This is a genomic window from Ideonella azotifigens (genome assembly GCF_006519715.1).
Classification (GTDB): Bacteria; Pseudomonadota; Gammaproteobacteria; order Burkholderiales; family Burkholderiaceae_C; genus Ideonella; species Ideonella azotifigens.
The window spans coordinates 1-16,007 of sequence record NZ_VIDT01000055.1 but is presented as its reverse complement, the minus strand read 5'-3'; the positions used below and the strand labels follow the sequence as shown (position 1 = coordinate 16,007).

Sequence of the window (16,007 nt, the reverse complement as noted above, 5' to 3'; positions counted from 1 at the left end):
GGGATGAGGCGCAGGTGTGCATCGCGCCGCCCGTGGCCCAGCGTTGGTTGCCGGACCCGGCAGAACGCGAGCGCCTGCTGGCCCGCTACGCGCGATTCACCTCGTTGTACCCGGCGCTGCATGCCGCAGTGCCGACGCACTGAACCGTCCCTTTTCGTCCTTCTTCCTTCACGTCCGCCCGCGGGCAGAAAGCAAGCCACCATGAGCACCGATTCCTCCTACTTCGCCAGCGTGGCGCCCGTCCGTTACCAAGGCCCTGCCAGCGAAGACCCGCTGGCCTTCCGCTGGTACGACAAGGACCGTCTGGTGCTGGGCAAGACCATGGCCGAGCACCTGCGTTTTGCCGCCTGCTACTGGCACAGCTTCGTCTGGACCGGGCTGGACCCGTTTGGCGGCGACACCTTCCAGCGCCCGTGGTTCAGCGGCGGCAGCCCGATGGAGCTGGCCGCGCTGAAGGCCGAGGCCGCCTTCGAGTTCTTCAGCAAGCTCGGCGTGCCGTACTACTGCTTCCATGACCGCGACGTGGCCCCCGAAGGTGCCACGCCGCGCGAAACCCTGGCCAACTTCGAGCGCATGGTCGAGAAGCTCGCGGCGCACCAGCAGCGCACCGGTGTGAAACTGCTGTGGGGCACGGCCAACCTGTTCAGCCACCGGCGCTTCATGTCTGGCGCCGCCACCAACCCGGACCCGGAAATCTTCGCAATGGCCGCCACGCAAGTGAAGGCCGCGATGGACGCCACCAAGCTGCTGGCCGGCGAGAACTACGTGCTCTGGGGCGGCCGCGAAGGCTACGAAACCCTGCTCAACACCGACCTGCCGCGCGAGCTGGACCAGCTCGGCCGCTTCCTGAACCTGGTGGTCGAGTACAAGCACCGCATCGGCTTCGAAGGCACCATCCTGATCGAGCCCAAGCCGCGCGAGCCGACCAAGCACCAGTACGACTTCGACGTCGCCACCGTCTACGGCTTCCTGTGCCGCTACGGGCTGGAGAAAGAGGTCAAGGTCAACATCGAAGCCAACCACGCCACGCTCTCCGGCCACAGCTTCGAGCATGAAATTGCCACCGCGCAGGCGCTGGGTATCTTCGGCAGCCTGGACATGAACCGCGGCGACGCCCAGCTCGGTTGGGACACCGACCAGTTCCCCAACAACCTGCCCGACACCTCGCTGGCGCTCTACCACGTGCTCAAGGGCGGCGGCCTCACCACAGGCGGCCTGAACTTTGACGCCAAGGTCCGCCGCCAGTCCATCGACGCCGTCGACCTGTTCCACGGCCACGTCGGCGCGATGGACCACTGCGCCCACGCACTGGAAATCGCAGCCCGCATGTTTGAGGAAGGCCGCCTGGCCGGCGCCGTCGACCAACGCTATGCCGGCTGGCGCGAACCGTTTGGCCAACAGGTGCTGGAGGGCAAGGTGACGCTGGAGGCGCTGTCCGAACATGTGCTCTCGCGCAACCAGGACGTGCTGCCGGTTTCGGGCCGGCAGGAAGCGATGGAGAACCTGGTCAACAGGTATCTGTGAGCCCGAGGCGAGTGCCAATGTCGCTCGCCTTGGCCATACAGCCTATATAAGGTCTACAATTGGCCATATTTTGAAGATAAGGGCCTCTTTATGGGCCCATATATGGCCAAAGCATGATCGATTTTCGCCTTGCTTCAGCCGGCCAGGTGCTCGATGAGCTTGGCGCGCGGCTGCGGCAGCAGCGCCAGGCCCTGAACTGGACCCAGCAAGAGCTCGCCACGCGGGCTCACGTCGCCCTCAACGCCGTCAAGGCGCTGGAGTCGGGTGGCAACACCACGATGACCTCGATGGTGAAGGTGGCTCAGACCCTGGGTGTGATCGGCGACCTGGCACAGGCGTTTGCGCCGAAGGCAAATGTCACCATTGCCGAGCTGGAGCGGGTGGCCGGTGCCACCCGTGTTCGCGTGCGAAAGGCCAGGCCGCAATGAAGAAGGTCGAAGTCTTCTTCCGCGGTTGGGGGCAGGAGTGGGCGCTGGGCACGCTCGCGCAAAACGGCTCCCAGGTTTTGTTTGAATACTCGCGGGCTGCCCTTGAGAAGCGGATCGAGTTTTCCAGACTGAACGTGCCGCTGACGCCGCAAACCTACTCAGGGTTCCCGCAGTACCTGTTGCAACTGCCCGGCTTCATTGCCGATGCGCTGCCAACATGACGTTCAACCAGGGCCCTGGCGGCTACCACCAGACATCGGTGATGGGCGAGGCCCGCCACCCATCGCGCGCATCGCTGCTTGCACTGGCCAAGGCCTGCGACGTGGACGCGGCATTCGCGCTGCGCACCATCGACCAGGTGTGCGGCGTCGCCCAATCCCTGGAGTCCCTGCTGGACAGCAACGGCGTCCGCCGCGCCACCCGCAAGACCATCGGCGACCTCGTCTCAGCCAATGTCGCGCGCTGCCTATCGTCGGCGGTCACGCCAGCCCCCGCATCCCGCAAGCGAGTGGCGCCTACGCCAAAGCCGCGGGCCTGATTCGACCGCAGGTCATGCAGCCAGACAGATTGGCTTGCCCTCCGCACTATGCCTCCCCCGGCAAGCCCGCCAGCAACTTGTCCAGCGTCACCGGATACTCCCGCACCCGCACACCCGTCGCGTTGTAGACCGCGTTTGCAATCGCTGCGGCCACGCCGCAGATGCCGAGTTCGCCGACGCCCTTGGCTTTCATCGGCGATGAGATGGGGTCGGTTTCGTCGAGGAAGATCACGTCCTGGTGGGGCATGTCGGCATGCACCGGGACTTCGTAGCCGGCGAGGTCGTGGTTGACGAAGAAGCCTTTGCGGTGGTCGATGGCGAGTTCTTCCATCAGCGCGGCGCCTGCACCCATGGTCATCGCGCCGATGACCTGGCTGCGGGCGGACTTGGGGTTCAGGATGCGGCCGGCGGCGCAGACGGCCAGCATGCGGCGGATGCGGATTTCGGCAGTGGCGGCGTCCACGGCCACTTCGACGAAATGGCCGCCGAAGGTGGACTGCTGGTAGCGCTTGTCCAGGTCGCCGTAGGTCATCGTGTCTTCGGCGACGGCGCCGTCCTTGCCCGCGGCCTCGGCCAGCGTCATGCGGCGGTTGCCGGCACGGATCTCGCCGTCGGTGAACACGGCTTCGGCGAGGTTGAAGCCGTGTCGCGCCGCGAGGGTGGCGCGCAGTTTTGCGCAGGCGGCATAGACGCCGGCGGTGGAACTGTTGGCACCCCACTGGCCACCTGAGCCGGCCGAGACCGGGAAGGCCGAGTCGCCGAGCTGCACGTTCACCTGCGACAGCGGCACGCCCATCATCTCGGCAGCGGTCTGCGCAATGATGGTGTAGCTGCCGGTGCCGATGTCCGTCATGTCGGTTTCGACGGTGACGATGCCGCGCGAGTCCAGTTTCACCCTGGCGCCGGACTTCATCAGCAGGTTGTTGCGAAACGCCGCGGCCACGCCCATGCCGATCAGCCATTGGCCTTCGCGCCGCTGGCCGGGTTTGGCCGAGCGCCTGGCCCAGCCGAAGCGCTCGGCTCCGGTGCGCAGGCATTCGGTGAGGCGGCGCTGGGAGAAGCGGCGGTCCGGCTTTTCGGGGTCGACCTGGGTGTCGTTGATGACGCGGAATTCGATCGGGTCCAGCCCCAGCTTCTCGGCCATTTCGTCCATGGCGATTTCCAGCGCCATCAGGCCCGGCGCCTCGCCGGGCGCGCGCATGGCGTTGCCCTCGGGCAGGTCCAGCACGGCCAGTCGCATCGCGGTCATGCGGTGGGCGCCGGCGTAGAGCAGGCGGGTTTGGTTGACCGCTGTTTCGGGCTTGCCTTCGGCCAGGTCGCCGGACCAGCTTTCGTGGCCAATGGCGTTGATCTTGCCGTCCTTCCCGGCACCGATGCGGATGCGCTGGATGGTGGCCGGCCGGTGCGTGGTGTTGTTGAACATGAAGGGCCGCGGCAGCATCACCTTGACCGGCCGGCCTGCGGCCTTGGCGCCCAGCGCGGCCAGCAGCACGTCTGCCCGCAGGAACAGCTTGCCGCCAAAGCCGCCGCCGATGTAGGGCGAGATGAGGCGCACTCTTTCCTTGGGCATCTTCAGCGTGGCGGCCAGGTCGGTGCGGCCCCAGTCGATCATCTGGTTCGAAGTCCACACGGTCAGTTCGTCGCCCTTCCAGGCGGCCAGCGTGGCGTGTGGCTCCATCATCGCGTGGGCATGGTCGGGCGTGCGGTAGGTCGCGTCCAGCTGGACCGGCGCGGCGGCGAAGGCGCCAGAGAAGTCGCCCACTGCACTGTCCGGCTCCGGGTCCTGCTTGGGCGTGGGTTTCTTCGCCGAGTCCTTGGCGGCGGCCAGGTCGAAGCTGCCTTCGGCGGCTTCATATTCGACCTTGACCAGCTGCGCTGCAGCGCGGGCCTGCTCGAAGCTTTGCGCAACGACCAGCGCCACAGCCTGGTGGTAATGCTGCACCTCGGGCCCGGCCAGCAGCTTGGCCGTGTTGCGCTTGCCCTTGCCGAGCTGGCCGGCGCTGCCTGCGGTGACGATGGTGATGACGCCGGGCGCGGCCCGCGCGGCACTCAGGTCCATCGCGGTGATGCGGCCCTTGGCAATGGTGGCGCCGACGGGGTAGCCGTAAGCCGGGTTGGCGGCCACGTCGGGCCGCTCATAGGCATACGGCGCGGTGCCGGTGGTCTTGCGCGGGCCGTCGATGCGGTCGGTCGGACGGCCGACGACCTTCAGCTGGTCGATCGGGTTGGTGCCCGCAGGGGTGTCGAATTTCATCGCTCAGCCTCCCATTTGTTTGGCCTGGACCAGCACCGCGGCCAGCGTGCGCTCGGCGAGCTGCAGCTTGTAGGCGTTGTCGTCGCTGGGCTTGGCGCCGGCGAGCAACTGGGCAGTGACCGCCTTGGCGCCTTGCGGCAGTGCGGCTTCGGCGGCTTCCACGCGCCAGGGCTTGTGTGCCACGCCGCCCAGCGCCACGCGGCCGCTGCCGTCCGGCTGCAGCACCGCAGCGACCGAGACCAGCGCAAACGCATACGAAGCCCGGTCGCGCACCTTGCGGTAGACGTGCAGGCCGCCCAGCGGCTTGGGCAACGTGACGCTGGTGATCAACTCGCCCGGCACCAGCGCGGTTTCGATCTGCGGCGTGTCGCCGGGCAGGCGGTGAAAGTCGGCAATCGGTATGTGGTGGGCCTGGCCGTCGGGGCGGACGGTGTCGACCGTCGCGTCCAGCACGCGCATGGCCACGGCCATGTCGCTCGGATGCGTGGCGATGCAGGCCGCGCTGGTGCCCACGATGGCGTGCTGCCGCGTCACGCCGCCAATGGCACTGCAACCGCTGCCGGGCTGGCGCTTGTTGCAGGGCTGGGCGGCGTCGTAGAAGTAGGGGCAGCGGGTGCGCTGCAGCAGGTTGCCGGCGGTGGTCGCGCGGTTGCGCAACTGGCCTGAGGCGCCGGCCAGCAGCGCGCGGGACAGCACGGCGTAGTCGCGTCGCACCCGTTCGTTGGCCGCGAGGTCGGTGTTGCGCACCAGCGCGCCAATGCGCAGGCCGCCCTCGGGTGTCGGATCGATCTGGTCCAGCGCCAGGCCGTTGACGTCGATCAGGTGCGAAGGCACCTCGATCTGCAGCTTCATCAGGTCCAGCAGGTTGGTGCCACCGGCGATGAACTTGGCGTTGGGGTGGTGCGCCGCGGCCGCTGCCGCTTCGGGGGCGGTGCGGGCGCGTTCGTAGGTGAAGGGCTTCATGGCTGGCCTCCTTGCTGCTGCGCGACCTCGGTGATCGCATCGGCAATGTTCGAGTACGCACCGCAGCGGCAGATGTTGCCGCTCATGCGCTCGCGCAGTTCCTCGGCCGAGAGCATCGGGCGCTCGGTCAGGCTGGCGCTCACGTGGCTGGGTATGCCGCGTTCCACCTCGTCCAGCATGCCGACGGCCGAGCAGATCTGCCCCGGCGTGCAGTAGCCGCACTGGTAGCCGTCGTGCTTCACGAAGGCGGCCTGCAGCGGGTGCAGCCGCTCCGGCGTGCCCAGGCCTTCGATGGTCGTGACCTTGGCGCCATCGTGCATGACCGCCAGCGTCAGGCACGAGTTCAGCCGGCGGCCATCCGCCAGCACCGTGCAGGCGCCGCACTGGCCGTGGTCGCAGCCTTTCTTGGTGCCGAACAGCTGCAGGTGCTCACGCAGCGCGTCCAGCAGCGTGGTGCGGTTGTCCAGTTCCAGCGTGCGCGTCTGGCCGTTGACCTGCAAGCTGACCTTGGACATGGGCACGCCGGAGGCGGGCGGCGAGGGTGCTGGCGTGGGCACGGCAGCGGCGTCTGCCGCGGGCACCACGCTGGCCGTGGACGCAGCGCCGGCAATCAGCAGGTCACGGCGGGAAATGGCGAGGTCTTGCTGGCAGTGCATGGCTTGATCGGCTCCCCGTAGGCATGTGGCGGAGGCGGGCAATCGGCGCGCCCGGCCATGCGGTGGCACGCGTCCCTGCCGGCGCCGAGGCTGTCACCTTGGTGGGCCAACCGGCGTCGCATACTGGTGGCTGCCAAAGTCAAAACGGGAGCGTCAAATGGAAAAGTTGCAGACTGGCTACCTCGGCCACTTCACGTTGCGTGGCTTCAGCCAGGCGCAGCCGGACGGGCGTTTCGAGGCCCACTTCAGCGTCACCGAAGACGACCCTGAGGCCGACGCCTCGGCCACCGGCGACACCGGCATGCTGTATGGCACCGAAGAAGAGGCGGCAGATGCCGGCCTGCAGGCGGCGATGACCTGGGCCAACGAGAACAACCCGGACGACCGGGAAGGGCGGAGCTGAGCGGCTGAACCCGGATCCCGATCAGTCTGCGGTGCAGGCGAGCATCGCGAGCTGGGCTGCCAGCGTGGGTGGCGTGTCAGGTGCGGCCGGCTCGGCTTGAGCGCCTGGCGCGGCACCCAGCTTGATCTCGGCGCCAGCCGCGTGCATGCGGCTGGCCACCCGTTCCAGTTCCTCGGGCGTGAGCGCCAGCCTGGCCGCGGCAAAGAACAGCATGTGCAGGCCCATGCCGCGCGGCGCCTGGCCGCCGGTGTACTTGCGCCATTGCTGGCCGCCGGCCAAGCCAAACAACTCGGCCATCTCGACCCCGGTCATGCCGAGTTCTTCCTTCAAGCGGCGCAGGTCCGCAGGCGTGGGTGGGCTGTATTGCATGCTCCGACTGTCCGCCTCCAGCATGAACAGACTGTGACGGTCGCGGGTGGTTTGTGGCGGCAGTCATCTGCGCACGCACGGGCCACGAGCCCGCGAAACCGGGCATTCGCCTCGGGCAAGTCGAGCCAGGCCGAGTGCGCCGAGGCGTTGCTTGGATAATCACACCCACATGACGAACCGCGACACCAGCGCCGAGCCCGGCGCAACTCACAGCCCCTGGCGCCTCTCGGTGGCGCCCATGATGGACTGGACCGATAGGCATTGCCGGGTCTTCCATCGGCTGCTGACCCGCCACACCCGGCTCTACACCGAGATGGTGACAACCGGGGCTTTGCGGCATGGGGACCAGCCGCGGCACCTGGACTTTGATGCGGCGGAGCAGCCGCTGGCCTTGCAGCTGGGGGGCAGTGAGCCGGGCGAGCTGGCATACAGCACCGAGCTGGCGCGGCAGTGGGGCTACCAGGAGGTGAACCTGAACTGTGGTTGCCCCAGCGAGCGGGTGCAGCGCGGCGCGTTTGGTGCCTGCCTGATGGCCGAGGCGCCGCTGGTTGCGGACTGCGTGCGGGCGATGGTGGAGGCGGCCCAGCCGCGGCGGGCGGGTGAGGCGGCGCTGCCGGTCACGGTCAAGCACCGCATTGGCATCGACAAGGAAGAGAGCTATGCGTTTGTGCGCGACTTCGTGGGCACCGTGGCCGAGGCCGGCTGCGAGGTGTTCATCGTGCATGCGCGCAATGCCTGGCTCAAGGGCCTGAGCCCGAAGGAAAACCGCGAGATTCCGCCGCTGCGCTATGAACTGGTGCACCAGCTCAAGCGCGAGTTTCCGCAGCTGACCATCGTGCTGAATGGCGGCGTGAAAACCTCGGATGAGATCGCCCATCAGCTGCAGTTCGTGGACGGCGTGATGATCGGCCGCGAGGCTTATCACAACCCCTGGGTGATGGCCGACTGGGACCGGCGCTTCTTCGGCGAAGCGGCAGCCGAGCGCGACCGCATCGACATCGAACGCGCGATGGCGCTGTACATGGCCGAGCGCCATGCTGAAGCCGGCACGCCGTGGGCGCACATTGCCCGCCACATGCTGGGACTGTGGAACGGCACGCCGGGCGCGCGCCGCTGGCGGCAGGTGTGGTCGGACCACAAGCTCAAGGGCGAAACGCCAGAGGCAGTGCTGCGCATTGCACATCCGGAATTGGCCACGGAGGCCGCATGACCGCTCAGGTGCTCGGCGTGCTCGGTGGCAGCGGGCTCTACGAGCTGCCTGGCCTGACGGACACCGCTTGGGTCACGGTCGACACGCCCTGGGGGGCGCCCTCTGACCAATTGCTGGCCGGCCGCCTGAACGGCGCGCAACTCGTCTTCCTGCCGCGCCACGGCCGCGGCCACCGCGTGCCGCCGGGCGAGGTCAACTACCGGGCCAACATCGCGGCGCTGAAGCAATTGGGCGTGACCGACGTGCTGTCGGTCAGCGCGGTGGGCGGGCTGCGGGCGGACCTGCCGCCGGGCACCTTCGTGGTGGTGGACCAGTTCATCGACCGCACCGTGGGCCGGGCATCGTCCTTCTTCGGCACCGGCCTGGTGGCGCACGTGGCGATGGCCAGGCCGACCTGCCACCGGCTGGGCCGGCATGTGCTGGCGCAACTGGCGGCGCAAGGCGTGCCGCATGCGGATGGCGGCACCTACCTGGCGATGGAAGGTCCGCAGTTCTCCACGCTGGCCGAAAGCCGCATGTACCGCAGCTGGAACTGCGACGTGATCGGCATGACCAACCAGCCAGAGGCCAAGCTGGCGCGCGAGGCCGAGCTTTGTTATGCCTCGGTGGCGATGGTGACGGATTTCGACTGCTGGCATCCGCAGCACGACAGCGTGACGGTGGACGCCATCGTCAAGGTGCTGCTGGGCAACGCCGACACGGCACGCTCGCTGGTCGCCGCACTGACCGGCCAGATCACCGGCGACAGCCACGGCGCGGGATGCGCCTGCCGACGGGCACTGGACCACGCGCTGATCACCGCGCCTGCGGTGCGCGACCCGGCGATGGTGGCGAAGCTGCAAGGCATTGCAGGCCGCGTGCTGGGCAGCACGGGGCCGTGAGGTTCTGGTGGCCTGACATAAATCGTCAGTTTCCTTACGGCACAGAAACTGCTGATTGGCGGGGCAGTTGATGCGATCGGCGCATCAACTGCTCACAGCTTCCCGAAGGCGACCCCGGCAGAATTTTGTCTGTTGCCCGGGTTTGCTTTTCCGGTGACCTGACCCGCCTACCTTGCCACTGACAACGGGCTGCTTTGCACGGCCCGAAGGGACTTTGACATGCCGACTCCTGTTCGCCACGCTGGCGTAGACGCCAGCGTGTGCCGGCGCTCGCCTGCGCTTTCCAAGTTGCCATGGCGCCGCGCCAGCGCCGTCCTCGGTGCCGTCGCCATCAGCTGGGGGCTCGCCGGCTGCGGCGGCAGTGCCAGCGAGGGCAGTTCGAACGAGGCAGCTGCTGCCGAAGCCCGCCGCAGCGCGCTGGCCGTTTCGCAGCTGACCGCGCCTTCGCAGCTGGACGCGGTGCGCTTCGCCCAGCAGGCGACGATGGGCGCCAACGAGGCCCTCATCACCACGCTGCAGAGCCGCGGGTTGCCGGGCTGGTTGAAGGACCAGATGGCGCTTTCCAGCTCGCGCTACACCTCGGGTGCTGCCAACGGCGATGCGATCCACAAGAACGTCAGCGAGGTCAGCTTTTGCGACCAGCCGGCCCAGTCCGGCAACCCGAACTGCTGGCGCGACTACTACTCGACCGACCCGCTGATCTGGGACTTCTACCGCAACGCCACCGGCCAGACGGACCAGCTGCGCCAGCGTGTGGCGCTGGCGCTGCACCAGATCCTGGTGGTCAGCGGCTACGAGGTCAGCGGCACCTACGGCATTCGCAATTACCAGAACAACTTCCTGACGCTGGCCTTCGGCAACTACCGCGACGTGCTGCGCAAGGTCGTGCTGTCGCCGGTGATGGGTGACTACCTGGACCACGTCAACAACTCGCCCACCGCACCGAACGAGAACTTCGCGCGCGAGATGCTGCAGCTGTTTTCGCTGGGCACCTGCCAGCTGCAGAAAAACGGCAACTACGTGGGCGGCAAGTGCCAGCCGGTCTATGACAACGACATGGTGCGCAACTACGCCTTTGCCCTGACCGGCTGGACCTACCCGGTGGGCGGCAGCGCCAGCTGGGGCTGCTGGCCCACCGGCGCGAATTGCCAGTACTACGGCGGCGACATGGTGCCGGCCCCGGCGCTGCGCAACAGCAGCGCCCGCACGCTGCTGGGCGGTGTGGCCGTGCCGGCAGGCGCCGACGCCGCGACCGCGCTGGAACGCGTGCTCGACAGCGTGATGGGCCACGCCAACATCGGCCCCTTCCTGGCCAAGCAGCTGATCCAGCAACTCGTCAGCAGCAACCCGACGCCGCTGTACGTGCAGCACGTGGCCACCGCCTTCAACAACGGCAAGTTCAAGTACGTGGATGGCGACAAGACCATCAGCTTCGGCGCCGGCGTGAAGGGCGACCTGGCCGCCACCGTGGCCGCGGTGCTGCTGGACCCGGAAGCGCGCGACACCACGGTCAACCCGGCCAATGGCGGCAAGCTGCGCTCGCCCGCGCTGTTCTTCACCAGCGCGCTGCGCGTGATGAACGGTTTCAGCGACGGCGCGTCGCTCAGTTGGTGGTGGGGCGAGTCGCTCAAGCAGCACATGTTCAACCCGCCCTCGGTGTTCAGCTACTACCCACCGCGCTACCCGGTGGCCGGCACGAGCAAGCTGGTCGGCCCGGAGTTCGGCATCCACAACGCCAATGGCGCACTGAACCGCCTGAACTACCTGACCTACCTGTTCGACTGGGACGGTTCGACGCCGGACGCGACGATCCCGAACGCCATCGGCACCAAGATCAAGGTCGATGCCTTCCTCACCAGCGCATCTGATGCCACCGCCTTGGTCGACCGCATGTCGCTGGTGATGCTGGGCCAGCCGCTGGCCGCCACGCCGCGGCAGAAGGTGATCGACGCCGTGGGCTGGTGGACCTCGCAGCGCGACAGCCAGAACTGGCAGTCCAAGCGTGTGCGCGCTGCCGCCTACCTGATCATGGCCTCGCCCGACTACCAGGTGGCCCTGTGAGCCGGCCCCGTCAACGATCCGGAAACATCCCCATGTCGCACGATCATCACGATTCCTTTTCTCCCGCCCGCCGCCAATGGCTGCGCCGCTCCGGCGGCATGCTGGCTGCATCGCTGGGCGCCGGCAGCGTGGCCAACCTGCTGAGCATGGGCCCGGCCTATGCGGCCGACTACAAGGCACTGGTCTGCGTCTTCCTCTATGGCGGCAACGACGGCATGAACATGGTCGTGCCCAGCGACACCAGCCGCTACAACCAGTACGCTGGCGTGCGCGGCAAGCTGGCGCTGCCCAAGGATCAGCTGGTGGCGCTGACCGGCAGCGACTACGGCCTGCACCCAGCCATGGCCGCGCTGCAGCCCTGGTGGGCCAAGGGCCAGTTGGCGCCTGTGGTCAACGTCGGCCCGCTGGTGGGCCCGCTCACCAAGGACCAGTACCGCGCCGAGCCCGAAGGCTCTTCGCTGATTCCCGACAGCCTGTTCTCCCACTCCGACCAGCAGGCCCTGTGGGAAACCGGCACCGGCGACTCGGACTACCGCACCGGCTGGGGCGGCCGCAGCTCGCAGGTCCTGAAGACCATCAACCCGGTGATTGCCATTGGCAGCAACGGCCGCTTCGGCGTGGAAGACACCCGCACGCCACTGGTGCTGCCCACGGCAGGCAACGTCTTCGGTGCCTACGGCCTGCAGCCCTCGGACCTCACGTGGGAGCCCAACGCGCTGCGCAAGGCGGCCATCGACGCGCTGTACGCGCAGACCAGCGGCGTGGGCCTGCGCGATGCCTACAGCAGCCAGCAGCGCGATGCCTTCGAGGTTTCGCAGCGACTGGGCACGCTGGTCGCCTCCAAGCCGGGCGACGCGAACTCGGTGCCGGCGGTGGACAGCGCATTCGCGGCGCTGATGGTCAACGGCGTGGTCAGCGAACCGCTGGCTGCCCAGCTGTACCAGACGGCCCGGCTGATTGCGCAGAATGCCGTGGTGCAGGGCAATCGCCAGATCTTCTTCGTGACCCAGGGCGGCTTCGACAACCACAACGGCCAGATCGGCCAGACTTCGCTGGACGGCACGCACGCCGGCCTGATGAAGACGCTGGCCGTGGCGCTCGCGGCCTTCCAGACGGCCATCACCGCCATCGGCCTGGGCCCCAAGGTCACCACCTTCACGCAAAGCGATTTCGGCCGCACCTTCGCGCCGAACGCAAGTTCGGGTACCGACCATGCCTGGGGCAACCATCAGCTGGTGCTGGGCGGGGCAGTGAAGGGCGGCCAGGCCTATGGCCGGTATCCGGAGCTGGTGCTGGGCGGACCGGACGACGTGGGCGTGGACAGCTGGGAATTGCAAGGCCGCTGGATCCCCAGCAGTTCTGTGGACCAGTACGCCGCCACCTTGCTGCACTGGTTCGGCGCAAAGGACGCGCAGCTCGACAAGATCCTGCCGAACCTGGTGAACTACGGCAGCGCAAGGTCCTTGGGTTTTGTTTGAGCGGCGGGGGCTGTGGATGCTCATCGCTACCCTTCGACAGGCTCAGGGCGAACGGTTCAAAGTCCCCCGTTCGGATAGCACCCACCGTTCGGGCTGAGCCTGTCGAAGCCCAGCAACCGCGGCAGAACCTCTACAGTGCCGGCCGGGCCAAGGCCCGCTGCACTTCCCCGACAAACTCGCCATGCGCGAAGTCGGCGTGGGTCACCAGGCCCTGGATGCGGCCGTTGAGTTGTTGCCGGTCGGCCAGGCTCAGGTCGCCCGCGGTCACCGCAACGATCGGGATGTGCCGCGTGGCCGGGTGGTTCTTCAATGCCTCGGCCACGTCGAAGCCGCTGACCTCGGGCATGGCCAGGTCCAGTGCGATCAGGTCCGGCCGGAAGCGCTGCGCCAGTTCGATGCCTTCCTGCCCGCCCAGCGCGCGCAGCACCACGCAGCCACGCTGGCGCAGCTGTCCAGCCAGTCGCTCGACGGCGATGGGGTCGTCGTCCACCACCAGCACCGTGGCCTTGCGCTCGGCGTCTACCGCCAGGCCCATGCGCTCCAGGCCTCGGGCCAGCGCGTCACGCGCAATCGGCTTTTGCAGCACCAACGCGGCGCCCAGTGAATAGCCGCGGCCATGGTCGGCCACGACCGAGACGACCACCACAGGCACGCTGGCCCAGGCCGGCAGCGTGCGCATGTGGGCCAGGAATTGCCAGCCGTCCATGCCGGGCAGCATGATGTCCAGCGTGATCAGGTCCGGCGTGCATTCGGCGGCCAGCGTCAGCGCCTCTTCGGCTGAATGGACCCAGCGCACCTCGAAGCCCTGTTCCTCCAGCTGCACGCGCATCAGCGCCGCGGCATCGGCGTTGTCTTCCACCACCAGTGCCAGCCGGTGAACCGTGTCGCTGGACCGATTGCTTCCAGGCGCCCAGGCTTGCTGCGCCGCATGGGCCGTCTCGTCCCGCAACGGCAGCCAGACGGTGAAACAGCTGCCACGACCGGCCTCGCTGGTCACGGCGATCATGCCGTTGTGCAGCTCCACCAGCCGGTGCACCATCACCAGGCCCAGGCCGGTGCCCTCGGCTTGGCGGGTCACCGAGTTGGCGATCTGGGTGAAGGGCTTGAACAGTTTGTGCAGGTCGGCGGCGCTGATGCCGATGCCGCTGTCGGTGACCGAGATCTCGACATAGCGCGCAGGGCGCGCGGGAGCGGCCTCGGTCTGCACCGGCGGCTGCATGCGCAGGCCTTCGCGGAAGCCGGGCAGGGCGCTGCTGGCGCGGTCGGCGTCGGCCCACTGCACCTGCACGCTGACCTGGCCACCATCGGGGCTGAACTTGATCGCGTTGGACAGCAGGTTCAGCAGCAGCTGCTTGAGCCGGCGGCGGTCGGCCTGCAGCATGCCCAGCGGGCCGGGCTTGGCCAGCAGCAGCCTGACCTGGCGGGCGCGGGCGCGTTCATCGACCATCGCCAGGGTTTCGGTCAGCAAGGCCTGCAGCGGCACCGCTTCCAGCTCGATGTCGACCTTGCCGGCCTCGATCTTGGACAGGTCCAGGATGTCGTTGATCAGCGCCAGCAGGTGGTGGCCGCTCTGGAAGATGTGGGTGGCGAAGGTGCGCTGCCGGTCACTCAAGGGCCCGGCCATGCTGGCCTTCAGCATCTCGGAGAACCCGATCACCGCGTTCAGCGGCGTGCGCAGCTCGTGCGCCATGTTGGCCAGGAAATCCGACTTGAAGCGGCTTTGTTCTTCCAGCTGCCGGTTGCCCGCGGCCAGCTGTGCGTTGGCCGCCTGCAGCTGCTCGGTCAAGGCGTTCAGCTCGGCGCTGCGCCTGCGCATGCGGTCATGGGCATGGGCCAGCTTGGTGTAGAGCACATTGCTTTCAAGCAGCAACCGGCCCAGCACGAAGCTGGCCCCCATCAGGCCGAAGATGCGGCCGGCGTAAAAGCCCAGGTCGAAGCGGGCCGCGTTGAACAGCGCCGACAGCCCCACGTCCAGCAGCCATACCGCCATCACCACGACCAGCCACAGGTCCAGCACGGTGAGCGGACGGCGCTGCCAGATCAGCGTGCCCAGTGTGACCAGGCAGATCAGCCAGACGGTGCTGACGACCAGCGTGAGGCTGGAGAGGTAGCTGTGTTGATCGGTCATCAGCGCGGGCAGGCTGTCCTGGCCCAGCGTGGTCCATGCAACAGCCAGGCCGGCCGCCAGCAGTGCGAGGCCAGAGCCTGCCAGGCTGGCCAGCAGCGGTGAGCGGCCATGCGGCAAGGCCTCCCGCCGGCTGCCGCGCAGCAGCGCGTAGGCCAGCACATAGAGCGGAAAGCCGCCGTGCCAGAACATGTAGATCCAGGCCGTGGTGTGGCGCCCCGCACCGAGCAGGCCGGCGGGGCTGAACACGCCGGGGTAGGTCAAGGCATGCAGCGTGGTGATGCTGGCAGTGAACAGGTAGCCGCAGGCCAGCACCAGCAGTGCACGCGAGCGGGTCAGCCGGAACTGGCCCAGCAGCAGCACGAAGGTGATCAGGTCGGTGACGACGAGCGCCGCCTCATAGGCCGGGATGAAGGGCCAGAGCTGCCCCAGCGGCTCCTTCGCAAACGGCACCGCGCAAGCGAACAGCAGCGCGCAAATGCACAGCAGGGACAGCGCCATGCGGCGCTCCCTGTGGCTGGCCAGCCAGCCGGCCAGCGAAGTGGGCTGCAGGCTTGGGTCGGACCTGGCGTTCAAGGTGTTGGGTGTTGCGCTAGCACCCGTAGAAGTCATGCCTTATTACAGCAGAGCATGCTGGGAGAACACAGCTGTCAATGTTGACAGTCAGGTTTCCTCACCCCGCGGGCTGGCGACTACCTGGGGAAGACCCTGGCCAGGTCGCCAGCAGCAGGCCAGCCAGCGCCAGGCCCAGGGCCAGTGCCTGGGCAAGGCCCAGCGACTCGCCCAGCCACAACACGCCGACCGCGGTGGCGGCAAGCGGCAGCATCACGCTGAACACCCCCGCCTGCTGGGCCGGCACATGGCGCAGCCCGACCATCCACAGCCACACGGTGACCATGCTGGCAGCCACCGCGTAAAACAGCAGCAGGCCCCAGGCCGAAGCCGCCACGCCGGCGAAGTCAAAACGCATCGCCTGCCACAAGCCCAGCGGCGTGACCAGCACCAGGCCCCAGAGGTTGATCAGCGCGCTGATGCGCTTGGGCGAGACCTGGGCCGTCAGCCGCTTGCCGATGACCACGTAGCAGGCCTCGCAGAACACCGCGCCCAGCAGCAGCGC

Annotated in this window: 15 protein-coding genes; 9 read left to right on the top strand and 6 right to left on the bottom strand. The window is 67.8% G+C overall.

All coding sequences use genetic code 11. The annotated features are described in order from the left end of the window. The first annotated feature begins 201 nt into the window (after nucleotides 1-201). The 4 genes from xylA to FKP22_RS06115 all read left to right on the top strand — a co-directional run bounded on the left by xylA (nucleotide 202) and on the right by FKP22_RS06115 (nucleotide 2,490). A complete protein-coding gene (gene xylA / locus FKP22_RS06130; protein ID WP_141286190.1) occupies nucleotides 202-1,524 on the top strand; it encodes a xylose isomerase in 1,323 nt (440 codons plus the stop codon). Between the two features lie 113 nt (nucleotides 1,525-1,637). After that, nucleotides 1,638-1,952, top strand: coding sequence for a helix-turn-helix domain-containing protein (locus FKP22_RS06125; protein WP_141286188.1), 315 nt, complete (start codon nucleotides 1,638-1,640; stop codon nucleotides 1,950-1,952). Further along, on the top strand, nucleotides 1,949-2,173 hold the full coding sequence (locus FKP22_RS06120; RefSeq protein ID WP_141286187.1) for a HipA N-terminal domain-containing protein: 225 nt from the start codon (nucleotides 1,949-1,951) through the stop codon (nucleotides 2,171-2,173). Before FKP22_RS06125 ends, FKP22_RS06120 begins: the two co-directional genes overlap by 4 nt. Then, complete coding sequence (locus FKP22_RS06115; RefSeq protein WP_141286185.1) at nucleotides 2,170-2,490, top strand: hypothetical protein; 321 nt, start codon at nucleotides 2,170-2,172, stop codon at nucleotides 2,488-2,490. The genes FKP22_RS06120 and FKP22_RS06115 overlap by 4 nt, the downstream gene beginning before the upstream one ends. Nucleotides 2,491-2,536: 46 nt before the next feature. Here FKP22_RS06115 and paoC read toward each other — a convergent pair whose 3' ends face one another. The 3 genes from paoC to paoA are packed head-to-tail and all read right to left on the bottom strand — an operon-like array spanning nucleotide 2,537 to nucleotide 6,363. After that, the gene (gene paoC / locus FKP22_RS06110; RefSeq protein ID WP_141286183.1) at nucleotides 2,537-4,744 is read right to left on the bottom strand and encodes an aldehyde oxidoreductase molybdenum-binding subunit PaoC; all 2,208 of its coding nucleotides are present in this window, start codon (nucleotides 4,742-4,744) and stop codon (nucleotides 2,537-2,539) included. A 3-nt stretch (nucleotides 4,745-4,747) separates the two neighbouring features. After that, nucleotides 4,748-5,707: an FAD binding domain-containing protein gene (locus FKP22_RS06105; protein ID WP_141286181.1), complete on the bottom strand. Its 960-nt coding sequence runs from the start codon at nucleotides 5,705-5,707 to the stop codon at nucleotides 4,748-4,750. Then, entirely contained in the window at nucleotides 5,704-6,363 is a 660-nt protein-coding gene (paoA, locus tag FKP22_RS06100) for an aldehyde dehydrogenase iron-sulfur subunit PaoA (protein ID WP_141286179.1), read from the bottom strand. The genes FKP22_RS06105 and paoA overlap by 4 nt, the downstream gene beginning before the upstream one ends. Nucleotides 6,364-6,520: 157 nt before the next feature. Between paoA and FKP22_RS06095 the strand changes: the two genes are divergently transcribed. Next, nucleotides 6,521-6,766, top strand: a complete 246-nt coding sequence (locus FKP22_RS06095) for a hypothetical protein (RefSeq protein ID WP_141286177.1) — start codon at nucleotides 6,521-6,523, stop codon at nucleotides 6,764-6,766. A 21-nt stretch (nucleotides 6,767-6,787) separates the two neighbouring features. Here the strand turns inward: FKP22_RS06095 and FKP22_RS06090 are convergent, their stop codons facing one another. Beyond that, nucleotides 6,788-7,135: a hypothetical protein gene (locus FKP22_RS06090; protein ID WP_310733306.1), complete on the bottom strand. Its 348-nt coding sequence runs from the start codon at nucleotides 7,133-7,135 to the stop codon at nucleotides 6,788-6,790. 169 nt (nucleotides 7,136-7,304) lie between these two features. On the opposite strand from FKP22_RS06090, the gene dusA reads away from it, so the two are divergent. From dusA to FKP22_RS06070, 4 genes are all read left to right on the top strand, one after another. Continuing rightward, the gene (gene dusA / locus FKP22_RS06085) at nucleotides 7,305-8,345 is read left to right on the top strand and encodes a tRNA dihydrouridine(20/20a) synthase DusA (RefSeq protein WP_141286175.1); all 1,041 of its coding nucleotides are present in this window, start codon (nucleotides 7,305-7,307) and stop codon (nucleotides 8,343-8,345) included. Then, on the top strand, nucleotides 8,342-9,226 hold the full coding sequence (locus FKP22_RS06080; RefSeq protein WP_141286173.1) for an S-methyl-5'-thioadenosine phosphorylase: 885 nt from the start codon (nucleotides 8,342-8,344) through the stop codon (nucleotides 9,224-9,226). The genes dusA and FKP22_RS06080 overlap by 4 nt, the downstream gene beginning before the upstream one ends. A 219-nt stretch (nucleotides 9,227-9,445) precedes the next feature. Continuing rightward, nucleotides 9,446-11,287, top strand: coding sequence for a DUF1800 domain-containing protein (locus FKP22_RS06075; RefSeq protein WP_141286171.1), 1,842 nt, complete (start codon nucleotides 9,446-9,448; stop codon nucleotides 11,285-11,287). Nucleotides 11,288-11,319: 32 nt separating this feature from the next. Then, complete coding sequence (locus FKP22_RS06070) at nucleotides 11,320-12,765, top strand: DUF1501 domain-containing protein (protein WP_141286169.1); 1,446 nt, start codon at nucleotides 11,320-11,322, stop codon at nucleotides 12,763-12,765. Between the two features lie 130 nt (nucleotides 12,766-12,895). On the opposite strand, the gene FKP22_RS06065 is transcribed toward FKP22_RS06070, so the two are convergent. Then, entirely contained in the window at nucleotides 12,896-15,466 is a 2,571-nt protein-coding gene (locus tag FKP22_RS06065; RefSeq protein WP_170200770.1) for a response regulator, read from the bottom strand. Between the two features lie 97 nt (nucleotides 15,467-15,563). Next, a partial coding sequence (locus FKP22_RS06060; protein WP_141286165.1) for an EamA family transporter occupies nucleotides 15,564-16,007 on the bottom strand: 444 nt, incomplete at its 5' end.